Annotated in this window: 25 protein-coding genes; all 25 read left to right on the top strand. The window is 40.1% G+C overall.

Annotated features, from left to right (window positions below; translation table 11 throughout):
- Nucleotides 1-5: 5 nt before the first annotated feature.
- The 25 genes from asnB to V8V91_RS05240 all read left to right on the top strand — a co-directional run bounded on the left by asnB (nt 6) and on the right by V8V91_RS05240 (nt 20,497).
- A complete protein-coding gene (asnB, locus tag V8V91_RS05360; RefSeq protein WP_373399174.1) occupies nt 6-1,862 on the top strand; it encodes an asparagine synthase (glutamine-hydrolyzing) in 1,857 nt (618 codons plus the stop codon).
- 109 nt (nt 1,863-1,971) lie between these two features.
- Nucleotides 1,972-2,277, top strand: a complete 306-nt coding sequence (locus tag V8V91_RS05355) for a WxcM-like domain-containing protein (RefSeq protein WP_373399173.1) — start codon at nt 1,972-1,974, stop codon at nt 2,275-2,277.
- The gene (locus V8V91_RS05350; RefSeq protein ID WP_373399172.1) at nt 2,267-2,458 is read left to right on the top strand and encodes a WxcM-like domain-containing protein; all 192 of its coding nucleotides are present in this window, start codon (nt 2,267-2,269) and stop codon (nt 2,456-2,458) included. Before V8V91_RS05355 ends, V8V91_RS05350 begins: the two co-directional genes overlap by 11 nt.
- Nucleotides 2,458-2,700 carry a WxcM-like domain-containing protein gene (locus tag V8V91_RS05345; RefSeq protein ID WP_373399170.1) on the top strand — a complete coding sequence of 81 codons (243 nt, stop codon included), beginning with the start codon at nt 2,458-2,460 and terminating at the stop codon, nt 2,698-2,700. Before V8V91_RS05350 ends, V8V91_RS05345 begins: the two co-directional genes overlap by 1 nt.
- The gene (locus tag V8V91_RS05340; protein WP_373399168.1) at nt 2,681-3,148 is read left to right on the top strand and encodes an acyltransferase; all 468 of its coding nucleotides are present in this window, start codon (nt 2,681-2,683) and stop codon (nt 3,146-3,148) included. Before V8V91_RS05345 ends, V8V91_RS05340 begins: the two co-directional genes overlap by 20 nt.
- Nucleotides 3,149-3,196: 48 nt before the next feature.
- On the top strand, nt 3,197-4,201 hold the full coding sequence (locus V8V91_RS05335) for a glycosyltransferase family A protein (protein WP_373399166.1): 1,005 nt from the start codon (nt 3,197-3,199) through the stop codon (nt 4,199-4,201).
- Nucleotides 4,202-4,235: 34 nt separating this feature from the next.
- On the top strand, nt 4,236-4,733 hold the full coding sequence (locus V8V91_RS05330) for an acyltransferase family protein (RefSeq protein ID WP_373399164.1): 498 nt from the start codon (nt 4,236-4,238) through the stop codon (nt 4,731-4,733).
- Nucleotides 4,661-5,347: an acyltransferase family protein gene (locus V8V91_RS05325; protein WP_373399163.1), complete on the top strand. Its 687-nt coding sequence runs from the start codon at nt 4,661-4,663 to the stop codon at nt 5,345-5,347. The genes V8V91_RS05330 and V8V91_RS05325 overlap by 73 nt, the downstream gene beginning before the upstream one ends.
- A gap of 144 nt (nt 5,348-5,491) precedes the next feature.
- Nucleotides 5,492-6,481 carry a hypothetical protein gene (locus tag V8V91_RS05320; RefSeq protein WP_373399161.1) on the top strand — a complete coding sequence of 330 codons (990 nt, stop codon included), beginning with the start codon at nt 5,492-5,494 and terminating at the stop codon, nt 6,479-6,481.
- A 370-nt stretch (nt 6,482-6,851) separates the two neighbouring features.
- Nucleotides 6,852-8,039: a hypothetical protein gene (locus V8V91_RS05315; RefSeq protein WP_373399159.1), complete on the top strand. Its 1,188-nt coding sequence runs from the start codon at nt 6,852-6,854 to the stop codon at nt 8,037-8,039.
- 104 nt (nt 8,040-8,143) lie between these two features.
- Entirely contained in the window at nt 8,144-8,317 is a 174-nt protein-coding gene (locus V8V91_RS05310) for a hypothetical protein (protein WP_373399157.1), read from the top strand.
- The gene (locus V8V91_RS05305) at nt 8,314-9,948 is read left to right on the top strand and encodes a hypothetical protein (protein WP_373399155.1); all 1,635 of its coding nucleotides are present in this window, start codon (nt 8,314-8,316) and stop codon (nt 9,946-9,948) included. Before V8V91_RS05310 ends, V8V91_RS05305 begins: the two co-directional genes overlap by 4 nt.
- A complete protein-coding gene (locus tag V8V91_RS05300; protein ID WP_373399154.1) occupies nt 9,896-10,885 on the top strand; it encodes a SprB repeat-containing protein in 990 nt (329 codons plus the stop codon). Before V8V91_RS05305 ends, V8V91_RS05300 begins: the two co-directional genes overlap by 53 nt.
- A complete protein-coding gene (locus tag V8V91_RS05295; protein ID WP_373399153.1) occupies nt 10,876-11,697 on the top strand; it encodes a PKD domain-containing protein in 822 nt (273 codons plus the stop codon). Before V8V91_RS05300 ends, V8V91_RS05295 begins: the two co-directional genes overlap by 10 nt.
- Nucleotides 11,698-11,850: a hypothetical protein gene (locus tag V8V91_RS05290; RefSeq protein ID WP_373399151.1), complete on the top strand. Its 153-nt coding sequence runs from the start codon at nt 11,698-11,700 to the stop codon at nt 11,848-11,850.
- Entirely contained in the window at nt 11,847-12,698 is an 852-nt protein-coding gene (locus tag V8V91_RS05285) for an N-acetylneuraminate synthase family protein (RefSeq protein ID WP_373399149.1), read from the top strand. Before V8V91_RS05290 ends, V8V91_RS05285 begins: the two co-directional genes overlap by 4 nt.
- Complete coding sequence (gene neuC, locus V8V91_RS05280) at nt 12,695-13,849, top strand: UDP-N-acetylglucosamine 2-epimerase (RefSeq protein WP_373399148.1); 1,155 nt, start codon at nt 12,695-12,697, stop codon at nt 13,847-13,849. The genes V8V91_RS05285 and neuC overlap by 4 nt, the downstream gene beginning before the upstream one ends.
- Nucleotides 13,849-14,199 carry a cytidylyltransferase domain-containing protein gene (locus V8V91_RS05275; protein WP_373399146.1) on the top strand — a complete coding sequence of 117 codons (351 nt, stop codon included), beginning with the start codon at nt 13,849-13,851 and terminating at the stop codon, nt 14,197-14,199. The genes neuC and V8V91_RS05275 overlap by 1 nt, the downstream gene beginning before the upstream one ends.
- 20 nt (nt 14,200-14,219) lie before the next feature.
- On the top strand, nt 14,220-14,555 hold the full coding sequence (locus tag V8V91_RS05270) for a hypothetical protein (RefSeq protein WP_373399145.1): 336 nt from the start codon (nt 14,220-14,222) through the stop codon (nt 14,553-14,555).
- On the top strand, nt 14,543-15,133 hold the full coding sequence (locus V8V91_RS05265) for an asparagine synthetase B (RefSeq protein ID WP_373399143.1): 591 nt from the start codon (nt 14,543-14,545) through the stop codon (nt 15,131-15,133). Before V8V91_RS05270 ends, V8V91_RS05265 begins: the two co-directional genes overlap by 13 nt.
- A gap of 128 nt (nt 15,134-15,261) precedes the next feature.
- Nucleotides 15,262-16,239, top strand: a complete 978-nt coding sequence (locus V8V91_RS05260; RefSeq protein ID WP_373399141.1) for an asparagine synthetase B — start codon at nt 15,262-15,264, stop codon at nt 16,237-16,239.
- 98 nt (nt 16,240-16,337) lie between these two features.
- Complete coding sequence (locus V8V91_RS05255; RefSeq protein WP_373399140.1) at nt 16,338-16,931, top strand: hypothetical protein; 594 nt, start codon at nt 16,338-16,340, stop codon at nt 16,929-16,931.
- Nucleotides 16,932-17,029: 98 nt separating this feature from the next.
- Nucleotides 17,030-17,548, top strand: a complete 519-nt coding sequence (locus V8V91_RS05250; protein ID WP_373399139.1) for a hypothetical protein — start codon at nt 17,030-17,032, stop codon at nt 17,546-17,548.
- A 233-nt stretch (nt 17,549-17,781) separates the two neighbouring features.
- Complete coding sequence (locus V8V91_RS05245; protein WP_373399137.1) at nt 17,782-19,428, top strand: hypothetical protein; 1,647 nt, start codon at nt 17,782-17,784, stop codon at nt 19,426-19,428.
- Nucleotides 19,429-19,534: 106 nt separating this feature from the next.
- The gene (locus tag V8V91_RS05240) at nt 19,535-20,497 is read left to right on the top strand and encodes a glycosyltransferase family 4 protein (RefSeq protein ID WP_373399135.1); all 963 of its coding nucleotides are present in this window, start codon (nt 19,535-19,537) and stop codon (nt 20,495-20,497) included.
- Nucleotides 20,498-20,588: the final 91 nt, after the last annotated feature.

Raw genomic sequence — 20,588 nt, 5'->3', positions numbered from 1 at the left:
TACATGTGTGGAATTGTAGGTTTTGGAATAAAGAGTTACCTGCTTCAGAATCCACTCTGATGGCAATGCGGGAATCTTTGATTCATAGAGGGCCCGATGCAGGCTCTCATTGGGCTGAGGGTAAAATTGGCTTGGGACATAGAAGACTTTCCATTTTGGACTTGAGTGAAGGGGCCAACCAGCCCTTCGAGTCTCCTTGTGGGAACTACATTTTAGTGTTTAATGGAGAGATTTTTAACTTCAAAACCTTTTATCCAGAGCTAAAAAATAAAGGGTACAGCTTTAAAACCACCTCTGATACCGAAGTTCTCTTATTCCTGTTGATGGAATATGGGACAGATTGCCTAAGCCGACTCAATGGATTTTTCGCATTTTCTTTTTTAGATAAAAGAAATCAGGAAATGATTTTGGTAAGGGATAGATTCGGCGTGAAGCCATTGTTCTATTCCAACAATGCTCGTGGTTTTTATTTTGCCAGTGAGATCAAGGCCCTTTGGGCAGGAGAAGTTCCCAAAGAGATCCAGGAATCTCAGCTTGACGAATTATTCCTTTACCGATATACCTCCGGAGAAAACACCGTATTCAAAAATATCTTCCGGTTGTTGCCAGGATACCTGATTCGATTAAAAGATTCAGGAAATCAGGTTCATTCAGAACGCTGGTTTCACTTGGGGAATGAGATCGCTGCCCAACAAACCATCTCCAATCCCTACGAATGGTTTGAGGGGACCTTCCATGACAGCATCCGTTTGAGGATGATCGCTGATGTGCCTGTAGGCACCTTATTAAGTGGAGGTTTGGACAGTAGCAGTACCCTATATAGCCAGTCAAGCCAAGGATTCGAGGATCTAAGCGCATGGAATATTTCATTCAGCAATAAAGAGCATGATGAGTCCCATTTAGCCAGAAAACTATCTAATGAGCTTGGGGCAAATTTCCATAGCTATGAGTTTGATCGGGAGCAACTTGTAGATTTGACCACCAGATCTATTTTCCAACACGATGAACCCATCATGCATTTTTCTGATGGTCATTTGTTGGGAATATCCGAAAAGGCAAAGTCCGAGGTGAAAGTGTTGCTTTCTGGGGAAGGAGCGGATGAGATCCTTGGGGGTTATGTGAGGTATAAAGTTCATGACAACGAACTCCGATATAGACTGCTCAATTTAATTCGGTTTATTCCGGACAAATGGTTGAAAAATGACAGATTGAGAAAAATGAAACGCTATTTGGGAATGGGGAATATAGAGGCAGAAATCCTCATGAATTCCAATGAGCTCTACCTGGCCGACCTAAAAAAACTGGGAGTTCTATCTTCGAATTTGCTTCCGGATTTTAGAGTTCGAATTTTGGAAGAGGCCAAGAAAGTATATCCCAACAACCGTTTACGGCAATTGCTATACCTGGAGCAACATACTCATCTGTACACGTTGAACGACAGAAATGACCGCACCACCATGGGAGCATCCATTGAGTGTAGAGATCCATTTCTGGATCCTAACCTAGTGGTAGGTGTGGGAAGTCTTCCGGATAGGTACTTTCATATCAAAGGAAAAGGCAAAGACTTGCTGATGAACAGTATTGGTAAAAAGCTTCCTGATTACATCACGCAGCATAGAAAAGTAGGGTTGTCGGTTCCTTGGGATGAATTGATTTTACAAAATCCCATGTTGAGGGAACAGCTGGAAAATTTACCGAATTCCGAATTGTTTTCTTATAAGCCTTATTGTTATTTGGATGTGAAGGGGATTGTTGAGAACTTCAAGAAGCACCCTAAATTATATTATCCTACCATTCGGCAGGTATTCTTTACCGCCCTGTGGTATCAGACCAAGTTTGAACCTTCTACCATTGAAAATTGATTCAAGACATGCAGAATAATGGGCAAGTAAAACTTCCGCAAATATTCGATCCTAGGGGAATTTAACCTTTCTACAATACCCGGAACAAGTTCCATTTGAAATCAAACGAGTGTTTTGGACCTATGATGTTCCAGGTGGAGAAATCCGTGGAGGGCATGCATTTAGGAAGCAACAAGAACTTATTATTGCCTTAAGTGGATCCTTCGATGTGGTCATTACGGATGAACAAGGGAATGAAACCAGAACTTCCTTGAATAGATCCTATCAGGCCTTGTTCTTGCCAAAGATGACCTGGAGGCATTTGGAAAATTTTTCAACCAATTCTGTCGCGCTGCATTTATCTGATTCAGAATACCTGAAAGAAGATTATATTCGGGATTTTCAACAATACCAAACCTTAAAAAATGGCGAATAAGACAATTTGGGATTGCAATTTGGTGTATCTCCCAAAATTAGGAGATCGAAAAGGCCATATCACTCCAGTCACCAACCTGAAAGAATTGCCTTTTGAAACCAAAAGAGTATTCTATTTATATGATATTCGGGAGGGGAAAGTAGAGGAGCCCATGCCCACTACGAGTGCCATCAATTTTTAGTGGCAGTCAGTGGAGCTTTCGAAGTCCTATTGGATGATGGGAATTCCAAAAGGCAAGTATTATTGAATAGACCTGACTTGGGATTGATGATTCCTGCAGGTATTTGGGCTTCCGAAATCAATTTTTCTTCTGGAGCGGTTTGCTTGGTGTTGGCAAGTGAAAAATACAATGAGAAGGATTACATACGAGATTATTCTGACTATTTGAAATTCATACAATCCAATGATTCATCCGCTAGCTGACGTCCAAACCAAAAAGATTGGAGAAAATACCCGTATATGGCAATATGCAGTTGTTTTGCAAGGAGCCTCCATTGGAAAAGACTGTAATGTCAACTGTCATACCTTTATTGAAAATGATGTGTTGATTGGGGATCGGGTGACCGTGAAATCCGGTGTTTTCCTTTGGGATGGCTTGACGGTAGAGGACGATGTTTTCATCGGTCCGAATGTCACGTTTACCAATGATAAATATCCCCGTTCCAAACAATATCCAGATGAATTTCAACGCACCATTATCAGGAAAGGTGCTTCCATTGGAGCCGCTTCGGTGATTTTGGGAGGCTGTACCATCGGTGAGAATTCCATGGTAGGAGCAGGATCTTTGGTCACCCATGATGTGCCTCCCAATACCTTGGTAATGGGAAGACCTGCCAGAGTTGTCCGGAAATTGGTGGAAGAATCTGAATAAATATTGTTTTAAACGCTCTGGAATGAATTCCAAAAAGATGGAGAAGTCATGAGAACAGGAATTAACCCTGCAAAATTAGATTCCAAAATTGCCCAAAAATATCATCACAGGATCATCATTCCTGTGTTTATTCCGGAGATTTCTGGCTACTTCAAGGATTTGATGGAAGTGTACCGATTGTGCATTGAATCAGCGCATTTGACTCAGCATGGAAGATCTGCAATTACGGTGGTAGACAATGGTTCCTGCGATCAAGTGAAAACTTGGTTGAGGGATTTGCAGGATCAAGGGGTCATAGAGACCTTGATAACCCACCGAGAAAATGTGGGTAAAATTGATGCCATCATGGGCGCAGCCAGAGGATGTAGGGAGGAACTGATTACCTTATCTGATAGTGATATACTGTTTAGGAATGGTTGGCAGGAGGAAGTGGAAAAGGTTTTCATGAATTTTCCCAAAGCAGGTTCTGTGGCGCCTTTTCCGATCGCCAGACATATGTATTATCATTCCTCTTCCACCCAAAAAGCGGTCATAAAAGGGGAATTGGGATTTAAGTTCAAAGAAACCTCGGAGCATGAAATGATCAAAGAGGTGTATGAATCCTATGGTTGGAATTATGATCCTGGGTATGATGGCTTGTTGCCTGTAGTGGATAGCAAAGGAGTACAAGCTGTAATGGGAAGCGGCCATCAGGTGTTTACCATTAGAAGGGAATTGTTTTTTGGAATGCCCAAAGAACCTAGTTTTATCAAAATTGGATCGGGTAGTGAATTGAACTGGATTGATAAACCGATCAACGAATTAGGTACTTGGAGATTAAGTACCTTACATACATTGGTCCATCATATGGGAAATCAATTAACTCCCGAAAACAATCTGGTGTTTGACAAAGTTGTAAGAAATAACCATGTGCCTGAATTGATCAGCCTTCCAGAATTAAAAACTGGTGAAATTAACCGATTGGAACATCGGATATATGCAAAACTATTTAAAATAAAAAATGATTCGAGGCCTCCAGCCCCAGAGTTGACTGTTCAATTTAAAAGTTTATGATCCCCATCAAATTTAATTTTTCTCCTAGAAATTAATGGTTCAAGCAAAGAAGGTCCTTTATTACAAAGGTTTAAATGGAATCAGAGCGATTGCAGCTTTGTCAGTCCTTCTTTCGCATATTATCACAGGAGCCAATTATATTTATCCGCAATTGGAGATCGATGAATTGGACATTGCCAATTATGGAGTCACCATGTTCTTTACCCTAAGTGGCTTTTTGATTTCCAGTTTATTACTGATGGAGCAAAAAAAGTCAGGGACCATCAAACTGAAGGATTTTTACATTCGGAGAATCCTGAGGATTTGGCCGATTTATTACCTCTATATTTTTATTTCTGCTGCTTGCCTTTACTTTTTTCTAGATACCAGTATTATTCAAGCAGAACTTCTCTATTACTTAACCTTTTTTGCCAATGTGCCTTTTATTCTTGGAGCGGGACTGATGGCAATCAGTCATTTATGGTCCATAGGGGTGGAGGAGCAATTTTATATATTCTGGCCTTGGTTGTTCAAGAACACCAAAAAATCCTGACCAAGCTCTTTGTGTTTGTTTTGGCATTTTATGCCTTAAAAGTGTTTGCACTAGTGATCTTTAAATACACAGATAGTGATATTTTTTATTCAGTATTGAAAGTAAACCGGTTTGATTGCATGGGAATAGGAGGGATTGGGGCCGTTCTATATCACCAAAAAAGTAAAATGGTTAAATTTTTTACCAGTAAAGTTGCTCAGTGGACCGTGCTGATCAGCCTAATGGTGATGCTATTAGAGGAATTCAGATTTTCCATGTTAGTAGATCACCAGTTGGTGGCCTTGGTCACGCTTTCATTGATCCTTTCAAACATCACCCTCAAAAAACCCCTCCTTAATTTGGAAAACAAATTTTTCAATTTCATCGGAAAGCTTTCTTACGGGATTTATGTATACCACAAGCTGATCGTGTTATTATTAGTCCCCTTCATTCAATTCTTACCATTTCCAAAAGGTCTAAAATTAGCGTCCTTGGGCATTCTTTCTTTGGTATTGACTATCGTAATATCTTACCTTTCCTACCAATATTTTGAAAAAAGATTTTTAAAGCTAAAATCGAAGTATACGACCATCAAAAGCACTTCCGAAAAAGAACTCACAGCGAGTTCCTTATAGTTTTTTTGCTTATTCTACTAAGTTGCATAGTTTTTGTTTACTTTTTAGACTCTTAAATTGCAGGTTGAATATCATAAAAATCAATTGCATGAGGTTGCGTTTTTACACACCTTTGAGGAATTATAGATGGATAAAATAAAGTAAATGGCAAAAATTTTACTTGGCCTTGCTAGACTCGTAATGACTTCTTTTCAAAAGAAGACTCAGCTGTTTGCTTTAGCGGCCAGTATTTTTTGCTATTCAATTTTTGTACTGAGTTCAGCAGAGGCTCAGGTGATTGTTATTCCTCGTGAGGGATTCCCATATTGTCAGCCTTTTCAGGGAAGCGGGCCTTTTGATTACACAATTCTTGGAGGAGAAATAAGAATTCCTGCAAATCAAGGATTGCCAGAAAATCAAACACCTAATACAATCATCAAGCCTTTTTCCGCAAATCCAACAGGACAATCATTACAATTAACTCCCCTGGAATATTGGCATTCAGGCTATGCGATAGTTGATATTCCATTTTCTTCGGAGTTTGGTATAAAAGCCTCATTCGAGTATTTTTCTTACGGCCCTCCTGATCCAAGGGGAAACGCCGATGGTATTAGTTTTTTCATGTTTGATGCCGATCAGCCCATTGACATTGGATACTTAGGTGGTTCATTGGCTTATGCCCCCTATATAGATTTAGATGGTTCTGTCTTGCAGCCAGGGATTTCCGGTGGATACGTAGGAATAGGTTTTGATGAATGGGGGAATTTTGGAGTAGGGACAGTTGGAGAACCTTTTGCAAACTGGGACCCTAGAATTTCAAACAGTATTACCATTCGAGGGCCAGAAATTCTTAATTACGATGTATATGAGAGGTATGTAACAAAAAAAGTCAATGCATTTGGAATTGACTATTTCCCACCGCCACCTTTAGATGCTGATCCGACAAAATGGTTTGATATTGATCACAGTAGTGTAGTAAGAACTACGGATTGTCTGTTGCCGGGTTATAGAAAAGTTTTTATTGAACTGACCCCTAAAAGTTCAGGGATTGGATACAATATTGAAATTACAATGCTGGTCAATACTACTGCGAATGGTCAGCAGTTAGTTTCATTTCCCCCATTGATTATCCATTCGATGCTCCCGATCGATTAAAAATAGGATTTGCAGGGAGCACTGGGTATGGAAAGAATAATCATGAAATTAGAAATGTAAACGTAAACGTTGCAGATATTTCTGAAGCACTTTTACCACAAGTTTCCGATCAGAATAAAATTATTTGTATCGATGAGGATTTAGAGTTTGAGTTTCCAGTCGTTCTTCAAGCAGGTTCAGATGCTTTTATTACCTGTATGCAGCTATTTGAAAACAATCCAGGTCCACCTGATAACACGGTTCCGCCTACAAATTATGACTGTGGATTTGACGGTTCATTATGTGCTGCAAAATGTGATCCGGATAATTATGAAGTTCCTGTATTTCAGAATGGTGTGAAAATAGGGACTTTTACTCCATTTTGGAGGAGTTGAACACTGGTAATTTTGAAGACGAAAGAAATAAAGCAACAATTAGATTTGAGCCTGAACCAGGCTTCACCGGAGAGGCATCAGTTTATTATAATGTAACCGATAATTATGGATTGACCTCACAACCAGCAAAGATTACAGTGGTTGCCAATCCGTTTCCCGTAAAGGTTCAAGATGCCTCCATAGAAAATCCTACTTGTGATGGTCAGCAAGATGGTAGAATTTTTGACATCATTGTAGGTGATCTAGTAGATGGATTTGATTATGAATGGCTCTACAATGGTAATTCAATTGGAAAATCCGGAGCTTCTGTAAGTCCTTTGGTGAATGGTGAAGCCACCTTTGAATTGGATGGAATCAATTTAGGAATCTATACTTTAAACGTTTGGAATCCATCAGACTCCCAAAATGGCGGTTGTTACGAAACGGTAGAGGTAATTGTAGATCAAGAAGATGGTACTCCCGTGGATATAGAAGTGCCTAATCAAACCATTTGTGAAGGGGAGGATGTTTCATTTTTGCCTTTGATTGATCCTGCAAATAATCCTTCAGGAGAAACGCCTAATTTTTTATGGTATCAAAATGCCAATCGGGCAGGAGGAGCATTGGTGAATGGATCTACTGTGACAATCGGAGGTAACCCAGTGGAGGTTTCTATTTCTTCCATTGGAGAATTGACTTTATCCGGATTGAAATATTCCGCAGGTACATCTACTTATGAGTTTTATGTGGAGGCAGCGTCACAATCTCAAACTGGAGGTAATTTTTGTCCATATATAGGGGACGTACTTACCAAAGCGACTGTTCTAGTAAACCCACCAATAGAATTTACCATTTCACATACCGATGATTGGTGTTTGGCTTACGTAGGGGAAATTATTGGTACCGTCACTGGAGCTACCGATGTCACCTACTATTTATTGGATGAAACAGGTAATCCAATTGGAAACAACACCTCGGGAGAATTTTCAAGTTTACCTGCAGGGACTTATCAAATTTATGGAAGTTCACCTTCCCTAGGCTGTAGTACTCCTGTGGAAGAGGTGATCATAGAAGGCCCATCAGAAGGGTTGGTAATTACCCCGTCGCAAATTGACAATGCCTATTGCGAACTACCAAATGGGCAGATTGATTTTGTGGTAAGCGGAGGTAACATGCCTTATCAGTCTGTCAAAGTGGGGGAGTAGATGTTCCTGTCACTTCAAATGGAATTTATGCTGTCTCTGGACTAGCAGAGGGAAGTTATACGATCGAAGTAATAGATGCGCAAGGCTGTAACACAAGCATTTCTATGGAGGTGCCGGGAGATGAACCATCTAATTTTACCACTCTTGGTTCTGAAATCTGTGAGGGAAAGGTAGGGACTGCTACCATTGATATCAATGATCCTTCTACCGGAACTCCGACCTATGGCTGGTATTATGAAGATGCTTCGGAAACTATCAACAAATTACGGATGGATTGACAGTGGGTGATCTTTCTTATGAGATCAGTCCAAACATGGAACTGTCTGTTACCGGTTTGACATCCAATCCAAGCCCTTATATCTATTATTTACTGGTTACTGGAGATAGAATCTGTGATCAAGGATATATTCCTACAGAAATTTTAGTGACTCCAGGCCCTGAATTGAATCCTCCGATCGTGACTGAAACTTGTTTTGGGGAATCTACGGGAAGTATTCAAGCACAAATTCCAGGAAATAATTACTCAGATTTTGAATTTAGCCTGTCAGGGGATAACGGAATTTTTGAGGATTTTTCTAAAAATGATGGTTTGTTTACTGGGTTACCTGCAGGCATCTATGAGGTAAGTATCAAGGATGATTTGGATTGTATTACCACCTTGGATGGAATTGAGGTAAAAGAACCAGCAGCTCCAATATCCATCAATACGAATTACTCCATCGAGCGGGCATCCTGTGGATTGGCTAATGGTGTAATCAAAGATATTCAGCTGAGTGGAGGTTGGGGCGATTATACAATAGAATGGCATAAAGGTGCCCTTGATGGCCCTGTGGTTCCGGGTGACCTGACCGGAGCAAATAACTTATTGCCTGACACTTATTATGCTGTAGTTACTGATGCCATAGGCTGTTCCATTTCGTTTGAATTTGAAGTAGGAACACTTTCAGATCCAGTGTATGATATTGTTCCACCAATTGACGTTTGCGTAGAGGAGCAAGTAGAAATCAGACCTATTCATTTGGCACCAGATCCTAATCTGCCTCCAGCAGCATTTACAGAGGTTTTCTGGTACAAGGATGCAGGACAACAAGGATTGATCACGACAGGGCCTGATACTAGCATCCCAGGCGTGAATTATACTGTAGACGACTCGGATTGGTTAAACCCGAGACTGCTCATCGATGGACTTCCGGCAGGTGTGTATGAATACTATTTTTATGTCGCTTGTACTGGTCAGGAAATTAAAGTAGATGTAGAGGTATTTGCAGTACCAACAGTGGCTCTGGAAACAAGCCCAGTTTCATGTTTTGGTGGGGAAGATGGAAAAGTATCATTCCTATCAGGAACGAATCCAGCTTATGAATACAGTATCAATTCCGCTGCACCGATTTCACAAAGCGAGTTTGAGTTGATGGGCTTTGCTGCAGGAACTTATCAAGTAGAAGTGACCACGCCTGCAGGATGTCCTCAGGAACTGGAATTTACTATAGAGGGTCCTGAATCTGCCTTGGAAGTTACTCCTTTGGAGGGAATAGACCCTGGATGTGGAGCATTGAATGGAAAGATTGAAGCAAGCATAACTGGTGGTTGGAGCCCTTACCAAGTTACTGTGATCAAAGACGGAGCAATTCTTCAGACGATTGAAGACTCCGGAAGTTCCATTGCGATGACTGGACTTGGAGCAGGTATCTATTCCTTGGAAATTGAAGATGCACAAGGTTGTCAGATCATTTCCTCAGAACTGGAGTTGGTTGATGGGCCTTCCCAGGTTTTGGTGGATGATCAAGCTGTTTGTGAAGGACAACAAGTGGTATTTACCCCATCTATTGATCCAGCCAGCCCGGGGCAACTTTTGAGTGGTATTTCGATGCCAATATCAGCCAAAAATCCCTTCAAGTTCTACTCCTAATGGGCAAGGTATTACCTATGAAATCAATTCTTCCACAGGGGAATTGACCATCACTGGTTTGTCTGTGTCAGCCACCCCTTATCAATATTATGTAATAGCTGTTGGAGAAGAGGTTTGTACTGGATTTGTGGCGGAAGCAGAGGCCATGGTTTATGGCACACCATCTGCTACCTATGTCAAGACCGATGAAGTTTGTTTTGAGGATGGTGGAACTATTGAAGTAACTGCTACAGGTGGTTCAGGGAATTATACCTTTACATTAGATGGTCAGATTTCTCAGGATAACGGTTTGTTTGAAAATGTACCTAGAGGAATTCATAGCATTACCATTTCAACTCCTGAAACCTGCGAGATCACACTGGATAATATTGAAATAGTAGGTCCAGATAGTCCATTGGAAGGAGAGATCATAGATATTATCAATCCCTCCTGTGATATGTCTAATGGATCGATTACCCTAGCATTAACAGGTGGAATGGCTCCTTATACTGTAGAAGTACTCAAAGATGGAGTAAGCCAGGGAACCCAAACTTCTGATCAAAACGGGGAGGTGACGGTATCTGGAATCAGCAAAGGGGAATTTGTCTTTGAAATCACAGATGCATTAGGATGTACCATCACTCTTTCAGAACCATTGGATTTGGTAGAAGTACCTACTGAGATCAGTTTGGAAGATCAGCAAATTTGTGAAGGGCAAGATGCGGTTCTCACTCCAGAAGTTCCAAGCAATGTCAACGCTCCTGTATTCACTTGGTTCTTTGATGGGGAAATGAATAATCCACTGCAGTCAGGTGTGGTCAATGGAGTTACCTATACCATTGATTCAGAGGGTGAAATGACTGTTTCGGGATTGCCTTCCAGAGATCAACCTTATGAGTACTATGCGATGGTAAGTGGCGAGGGAGTCTGTGGAGTGATTCCTAAAAAGTGGAAGTGAAAGTCAGCCCATTCCCGAATTTGAGAGTTTCTAACCCTTCCATCGTTTGTGATCCAAATGAAACGGTGGATTTGACCAATTACATTGAAGGCTACAATCCATCCGTGTATGAATACAATATCATTAGCCCATTGGGTAATGCCTTGACAGGAAATGAAGTAAGTGCCGTAAATGTTTCAGGAAATTATGAAGTGAGTTCCTCCTTGAAAGGTTCAGGTTGTTGGACAGAATCGCAACGAATCCTGGTAAGGATCGCTGAAGAGATGTTACAATCCAACTTTGAATACCATGCCGACCAAGGCGATGGAATCATTGTTAGCAACGGAGATATTCAGATTCTTGAGAAAGTTGATTTTGAAGACATGTCCAGTGGGGAAGTCATTATTTGGGAGTGGGATCTTGGTGATGGTGCTACCAGTACAGAACAGAATCCAAGCCATGTCTATTCCAAAAAAGGTACATTTACTGTCACATTGAAAACAACAGACTCCATTGGTTGTCAAAGTGTCTATTCGATTTTGGTGGATGTGAAGGATGATTATTTGTTGATGATGCCAAATGCCTTTACTCCGGATGGTGTCAAAAACCAGTATTATAAACCGATGCATAGAGGACTTGCCAGTCTTGATTTTTATGTATTTAACACATGGGGAGAACTGATCTACCATTCAGATTCTTTGGAAGATTTAGGTTGGGACGGTACACTGAATGGCAAACCAGCACCAAATGGTAATTATGTTTATAAAGTGAAATACCAAACCAGGTCTGGAAATGTGTTTGATGAAGGAGGAGTATTTATTTTAATTCGATAGATGATAATTGCCGAGATAGGCCAGGCCCATGATGGAAGCCTGGGGAATGCACATGCCTTTATAGATGCGTTGGCTGAAACAGGGGTAGATGCAGTAAAATTTCAAACCCACATAGCTGAAGCAGAATCTTCTAGTTTTGAACCTTTTCGGTGAAGTTTTCAAAGCAGGACGATACCCGTTTTGACTACTGGAAAAGAATGGAGTTTACTCCAGAGCAATGGAAGGGATTAAAAGCACATTGTGAAGAAAAGAACCTGAAATTCATCTCTTCCCCTTTCAGTAATGCAGCAGTGAACTTACTGGAATCAATACAGGTGGAATCCTATAAAATAGGATCAGGAGAAATTGGAAACTTGTTGATGTTGGAAAAAATTGCCCGTACCGGCAAACCGATCATGCTAAGTTCAGGGATGAGTTCATTTGAGGAATTGGACAAAACGGTTGATTTTTTAAGGTCCTTTGGTAATGCCCTAAGTATTTTACAATGTACTACAGCTTATCCCACACAACCGGAACAATGGGGTTTAAATGTGATGGCTGAATTAAAAGCACGGTATCAGGTACCTGTTGGGTTTTCAGATCACAGTGGAGATATTTTTGCATGCCTAGCAGCGGCAACTTTGGGAGCAGAGATTTTTGAATTTCATGTGGTCTTTGACAAAAGGCAATTTGGACCAGATTCCCCTGCCAGCATTACCATAGACCAAACAAAGGTGCTCTGTGAGGGAATTAAGAAAATCCAAAGTGCCTTAAGAAATCCAGTGGTGAAATCTGAAAACCAGAAATATTCTGAGTTGAAAGTGATGTTTGGAAAATCCCTGGCAGTAAATAAAGACTTACCAAAAGGTCATCTACTGACGGTGGATGACTTAGAATCCAAAAAACCAGGGGACAAAGGAATTCCTGCCTCTCAATACCAATTAGTCCTTGGAAAAGAGTTAAATAGAAATCTAGAAAAATGGGATTTTCTGAATTCAGAAGATCTTAAGACAGACTCATGAAAAGAAAAATCTGTGTTGTAATTACTGCACGCCCTTCCTATTCCAGAATTAAAACTGCATTGGCAGCAATTAACAATCATCCTGATTTGGAATTGCAATTGGTAGTAGCCGCTTCCGCATTACTGGACCGGTATGGCAATGCAGTAAATAATATTGAGAAAGACGGCTTTAAGATTTCTGCAAAAGTTTTTAATGTACTGGAGGGAGAGAACTTGACTGCTGCTGCAAAAACAACAGGAATAGGCATTCTGGAGCTTTCCACTGTTTTCAATAACCTGAACCCTGATATTGTGGTGACGGTGGCAGACCGTTTTGAAACCATGGCCACGGCAATTTCCGCCAGTTACATGAACATCCCTTTGGCACATATCCAAGGAGGTGAAGTAACGGGAAATATAGATGAGAAAGTGAGGCATGCGATTACCAAATTATCTGATTACCATTTCGTGGCATCCGAGGATGCGTATCAAAGAGTAGTGAAACTGGGAGAAAATCCATCTTATGTCTTTAATACGGGCTGTCCCAGTATTGATTTGGCCTATGAAATAAAGCAAAGCCCCAAGTTAGACTTTGACCCCATTCAAAAGTATGGTGGAGTAGGAAAAGTACTGGATTATTCCAATGGGTATTGGGTAGTCATGCAACACCCTGTCACCACGGAAGTAGGTAATTCAAGATTTCATATTGAGGAGACCCTACATGCTATGTATAGTTTAAATCAACCTGTTTTTTGGTTTTGGCCAAATGTCGATGCAGGAGCGGATGGAACCAGTACAGGAATCAGATCTTTCAGGGAAACACATGACTTGGAGAATTTTCATTTCTTTAAAAATATGGAACCCCAGGACTTCTTAAAGCTGCTTTACTCCAGTAAAGGCCTCATAGGAAATAGTTCTGTAGGAATTAGAGAATGTGCGTTTATGGGAGTGCCCGTCGTGAATATCGGTTCCCGACAAAACAGTAGAGAAAGAGGGAATAATGTCAAAGATGTTGGCTATTCTCGAGTAGAAATTCTTCAGGCGCTCAATGAAATAGAAAATTCGCCAAAACCACAAATCTCTACCATCTACGGAAATGGAGATGCAGGTGAGAAAATTGCGCAGCACTTAGCAGAACTCCCCTTGATTTTTCATAAAACCATCACCTTTTAATGAGAATACTAGGTCTGATCCCCGCAAGAGAAGGATCAAAAGGAATTCCCGGGAAGAATATCAGAATACTCGGTCATCAACCATTAATTGCCTATTCCATCAAAGACGGCCTCGCCTCGAAGAATTTAACCAAAGTAGCGGTCAGTACAGATGGGGAAAAGATCTCCGAGATTGCAAAATCCTATGGAGGGGAAGTTCCATTTTTGCGACCTAAAGAGTTGGCACAAGACAAAACCCCTTCCATAGATGTAGTGCTACATGCCTTGGATTTTTTGAGCAAAACGGAGAGGTATTCGAGGCGGTTTGTTTGTTGCAACCGACTAGCCCCTTCCGTCCCAAGGGTTTTATAGATGCCTGTATCCAAAAATTTGTGGATACCCATGCAGACTCACTTATTTCGGTTTTGGAGGTTCCCCATGAATACAATCCACATTGGACTTTTAAAATGGATCCAGAAGGAAGCCTATCCATTGCCACAGGGGAACCCACTTTGATCCCAAGAAGACAGGAGCTGCCCATGGCCTACCACAGAGATGGATCAGTATATATTTCCAAAGTCTCCCTGATCAGGGAACACAGAGTACTTGTTGGAGGCAAAACAGTAGGCCAGCTATCAGATAAGTCTTATTATGCCAATTTGGATACCCAGGAAGATTGGAAGAAGGCAGAAGTAACGTATAAAAACATAGTTGAATGTGCGGAATAGCCGGTATTGTCGGAAGAAATCCTGAAAATAAGATTGCCCTTGAGCGTATGCTTGAAAAGCAGACCCACAGGGGACCAGACGCCAAGGGAATGTGGTCTGGGGAAGAAGTTTGCCTAGGTCACAACAGGCTTTCTATTTTGGATCTATCTGAAGCGGCAAACCAACCATTTTTCAGTAGTTGCGGGCGGTTTGTGATTGTTTTTAACGGGGAGATTTATAATTACCTAGAGTTAAAGCAATCCTTGGATTACCCTTTCAGAACGAAATCTGATACAGAAGTGCTGTTGGCAATGTATCTCAAGTACCGGGATAATATGATCAATTATCTCAATGGTATGTTTGCTTTTGCCATTTGGGATATGGAGGAGAAACAGCTTTTTGCTGCGAGAGATCGATTTGGAGTCAAGCCATTTTATTATTCGATGGTCCAGTACCAGTTTGTATTTGCTAGTGAAATCAAAACTTTATTTGCAGCAGGTGTCCACCAAAGGCTGAATGAGGAAGTTTGGGCAGATTATTTCGTTCATGGGAGTTATGGGTATCCTGAGGAGACTTTTTCAAAGACATTTACCAATTAGCTCCAGGGCATAGTCTTAGGTATCGAGAAGGAGATCACAGGCCTCAGATCAGTCAATACTATGACTTTGTAGATCAGGTCAAGAGTCAGCCCGTTTTTGAGGACGAGAAAAGGCTTCAAGAAGAGTATTTGGAATTGTTACTGGATTCCATCCGATTAAGATTTAGATCGGATGTCCCCGTCGGTTTTAATGTGAGTGGAGGTTTGGACTCCTCGATTCTCTTGGCCATGATTTCTAGGATCAAGGAAGGTGAAATGGAGAATATAGAAGCATTTTCTTTCTACACCGGAGATGAGCGCTATGATGAATTACTATGGGTCAAGGATTTAATTTCCAAAACCAAAAGTCCATTAAACCCTGTTCTTTTATCTCAATCCGAGGTTCCGGATTTAATAGAGAAAGTAGCCTATTTCCAGGACGAGCCATTTGGGGGATTTCCTACCATTGCCTATTCAAGGATTTTTGAAAGGGCGAGGCAGAAAGGCTTCTTGGTTTTACTGGATGGACAGGGGATGGATGAGGCCTGGGCAGGTTATGATTATTACCGGAGCGATTCCAATGCTTTGGTACAGGGAATTAAAAGTTCATTGACACGGCCAAATGTGATATCCCCAGAGCTTTGTGCCAAAGCGAGAGAAATACGTTATCCAGAACCATTTGATAATCCACTCCAAAACAAGCAATACAGGGATGTGTATTTTACCAAAATTCCTAGAGCCCTCCGATTCAATGATCGGGTAAGTATGATGCATAGTTCCGAATTGAGAGAACCATTCCTAGATTATCGGTTGGTAGAAATGGCATTTGCCCAAAAAAGGGAAATGAAAATCAAGCAAGACCAAGGAAAGTGGTTGCCTCGACAATTGGTCAAAAAGCAGCTGGAAAATATTGCATTAGCCCCTAAAAGACCCCTTCAAACCCCTCAGCGTGAATGGATAGGAGGTCCTTTGTCCGATTTTGTGGAAGACAGAATAAATATGCTACGCTCTAATCCATGGATTGAGAAAAATGCATTGGATTTGGAATGGCAGAAATATAAAAATGGTCAAAACGACAATAGCTTTTTCGTTTGGCAATGGATCAACACTTCCTTTTTTGAAGGTTAATCCATGTAACCAATCAAAAAGTAAGTGATAAACAGATATTAGTAAATAGTAGTAGTTAAGGAATTCAGTTTTAGGGATTCTTATAAAAAGGTTGAAAAATGAAGTTTCTAATCATTGAGCAAGATTTAAGGGTTTCCGGTACTAGCCAGGGAATAATTTCTAGATCATTTTTGGGTAAGCTGAGGAAGGCATACCCTGAATCCTTGATCGATGTTCATTACATAAAAGCTGAGGACTCAGTCGATCAACTCGATTTACTTCCTGTAGATCATATGGTTGAGTACAGAGTAAATGCTGCTGCACCTTTGTTGGTTCAGCTTGCTAATAAATTGTATTGGAGACTTTTCAATGTTTCATTGGTAGAAGAGTGGTTTGTAAAGCAATACGCTAAAATTATAGCCAAGATAGAGTATGAAAAATATGATCATATCTTCATCAGGAGTGCTGGGATTGGTCATGAAATGATTCTGGCTACCCTGGATTTACCAATTCTTAAAAAAGCGATTGTTAATTTCCATGATCCTTTTCCTGTTGCCTGGTACGTAGGAACAAAAGTAAAGCCCACGAAGTTGGATTTTTTTAGACTGGCTAAGATGATGAAGGTTGTGGAGCAGGCACATGTTTGTACATCCACGGCTTCTTACATGTCACATGACCTACAGCACCTATATGGTTCTAAAAACCATTTTTAACCCTTCCCCATCAATATGACCCTACCGTTTTCAGCCTAAAGGAACCTACTCAAGTAAGAGTCAAAGAAAAACCTGTAAGTATTTCTTACCATGGGGCATTGATGTTTGGTAGAAATATAGAAAACCTGATTAAAGCATATAGTGAATTGGTCAATTCTGATCCGAAATACGTGAAAAATTCCGAATTGATTTTAAGAGTAAAAGGGAATGAGGTCGCTCGATTCAAGGAGATGTATGGTGATGCCCTTAATATCAAATTTTTGGATACGGTGGATTTTTCCAGTTCCTCCAGTGAACAGATTCACCAAAGTGACATCGTGATTATTTTGGAAAATGGACCTTATTATTGTAATATTTTAGTTGGGAAAGCTCCTTTTTTGGCTTCCATTAATAAGGCTGTTCTTTGTTTATCTCCTAAGAAAAGCGAGCTAAGAACCATCGTTTCAAATGACACTTGTATCGCGAATATGGAGGATGTGACTGAAATCAAAACGAAGCTGAAGAAACTGATTGATAATGAACTTGATAAGGGTGAACCTGTTAAGCCATTTGGAGCATATTTCAGCCAAGAGAATTTCAAAGTTCAGCTCAATGAAATATTGCAAGCCAATAAATGAATAATCTCAAGTAGGCATAGATGAATTTGAGAATCATCAAAAAACCATGAGAAAAATTTATTCTATTTGAATAGGATGTTCGCATCCTTAGAAATACATTTTTAAATTGGGGCTAAGGTGTAAAATCTTAGTTTGACTTTTATATTAGGAATTCTTCTTGATCCAGAGAGGGATCTGAACAAGATATGACACCGGAATGGAGGTGACTTTTATATCAACTAATTCTTTTATCTATGAAATATCGAGTGCACATATCCAATCTATCCTTTGAAATCGAAGTTGAGAAACTGGAGGACCTTTCGAATTCCATAAAGGAGGGTGTTGCAGCTGCAATTGTCTCTGCTCTTCCAGCTGATATTGATCCAGAACCAGTCCAAAACTTATCAGAAGTAAAATATATTACGCTGGAGGAATTTAACTATGATTGGGAAAAAGCTATTCAGCATACTCAGAACTCGGATGTTTCAATCATCAGGCTTCAAAAAGGAAAGAAATACAGGGTTAAAGAATATAGTACCCAAAAGCTTAAGAAGGACTTATTTATTATTTCTGAAGGGGATTCTGAACTACGATTCGGGTTGGATAATTTCGATCAATGGAATCCTGATCCATCGGTCAAACAGGACCGTTATGTATTTGATTTGGATACCTGGAATTCCAAAGTGGCGATTGTAAATGTAGACCTCAAATCAGCACAACTTGTACAGGAAGTGCAACCTTTTTATCGAGGTATTTTTAAAAATTCTCCCAACCAAAATCAATCAGGGTTAATAGCCTTAATAAATTCGAATACAGATATGGAGTTTGGACTCTTATATTCAGGAGGCCAAGAAGAAGATTTAACCCTTATACAGAAAGACGTCAATTTTGAAGGAATCATTTGGCAGGAATTAAAGGCCAACAATGGGGGAGGTTTACAAGTGATTATGGACAATTGTCACTTAAAACAAGTGGATCCACCCACTTACTTCAAGAAGCAATTAAAGTTCTCTAAAAATGCTGTCATGGTTAATGAAGGAAGTTTCAACCAGATTGAAAATACCTTCCAAGGAATGGGAAACAGCTCCAATATAGTTTTTGTAGAGGGAATGACTTTCTTACTTCCGCCCACAACATTTATACGAAATTACCATAACAGATATAATGGAGATAGTATAGACAGTACCAATCAGGATTTATCCCATTACATACATCCCATACCTTCAGTGGGGGAGAAGTTTCTGATGTCCAGGAGTTATGATCTATACGGGGTACCTATTCCTGCGATGTTACGAAATGTCATCAACTGGGAAAAACTGGGTTTGGACCCTAGGCCAAACGTGGTCAGGTCATTACAAGTGGGGGACAGATTGAGGATAAATGGGCAAGAATACCTGATCAAAATCACGGATCGAATTCCTGGAGTGACTTTTAATTCAGAATATAGATTTAACGGTCAAGACTCCTATTACGCTCAGGAATTTAAGTTGGATAAAGATCTTCCGGAGGATATACCCATGCTAGTAGAGGTAGAAGTGTTAGAAAGTAAAGGAGAAAAATTGCTGGATGGAAACCTTCATGAGGGGTATATTATCTTTAAGTATAATAAAAATTGGCAGACAAATATGGAAGTGGACCATGGCTTGGATTATATGCTAGCTTCCAATCCTTTTGGGGTACTTTCCTATAATCATAAGGAAATATCCCTTTGGGCCAAAAATACAGTTCACCAAGGATTTTACAGACAATCCAAATCTGGCAAGGGTAATTCTAAAGGATATACCTTAATTAATTGCAGTGGTTTTGGAGACCAGTTTAATCCTGAGATACCTATGAATGAGTCTGGAGAAATGGCAAAAAAAGCAAAGGATTTTATTGATTTTATAATGGCATTGGTTTAAAAATTGCTTCAATAGCCGAACTTGTCTTTAATTTTCTGGAAGATAGGGCCGAATTCTTCACTCTTCTATTAATTTGATTCAAATTTGATTTGACATACTGCACTGTATGATTTTATCCCACCTGATAGTTTTCCTAATTCTTTTATTGCTTGCGCTGATTTATCAGCGATTAGCGATAAAATTTAAAATAATTGACATTCCAAACAATAGAAGTTCGCATGCCATACCTACTGTAAGAGGAGGGGGGATTTTATTTCCAGTAGGGGTAATTTTATGGTGGATGGCTTTTGATTTTCAAAATACCTGGATGGTACTTGGGGTCGTTTGGGTTTCTGCAGTCTCCTTAATGGATGACCTATATTCTATTTCCAGGAAGATTCGTTTTGGGGTTCAGTTTTTGGCAGTTAGCATGGCTTTTTATGACCTGGATTTATTCTCCAGCGTTTCTTGGTATGTATTACCCGTGTTTTATTTTTTCGCATTAGGGATTATCAATGCGGTCAATTTCATGGATGGCATCAATGGGTTGACCGGTCTGTATTCCTTGATATTTATGGGTAGTATTCTAGTGGTGAATACCTATACCCCACTATTTGACAGAGAATTGATTCAGTATGAAATCCTAGCGCTGAGCGTTTTTCTGATTTTTAATTTTAGAAAAAGAGCCATGATGTTTGCTGGAGATATAGGAAGCATCTCCATTGCTTATTTGATGATTTATTTTTTAACGAAATGGTATTTATACGAACAGAGTTGGACCGTGCTGTTGTTTTTGATAGTATATGGAGCAGATTCTATGCTTACCATGATCCAAAGATTGATCAAGCGAGAAAATGTGCTTGAGCCACATCGGTCTCATCTTTATCAGATTTTGGCAAATGAAGGTAAAATTGACCATATCCTAGTGGCAATGATCTTCGCGGGGATCCAGGGGATTATTAATTATTTCCTGTTTATACAATATCGAGAGGTTCCACCAGTGGATTTGTCAGTGCTAGTGATCGTGGTTTATGGTTTGATTTACTTGGCAGTAAAAAGAATTTATTTATCTAAATATAGAATGAACTGAATTTGCCCTTGGGGAAAAGTTGTTTTTAGGAAAAAATAAGAAAAGCCGAGGGAAACCCTCGGCTCTTCGTTTAGGCAAACGCCCTATTTAA

The organism is Algoriphagus halophilus (assembly GCF_041729275.1).
Classification (GTDB): domain Bacteria; phylum Bacteroidota; class Bacteroidia; order Cytophagales; family Cyclobacteriaceae; genus Algoriphagus; species Algoriphagus halophilus_A.
Note: the sequence above shows the minus strand (reverse complement) of the source record. Positions and strands in the feature narration are given on the sequence as shown.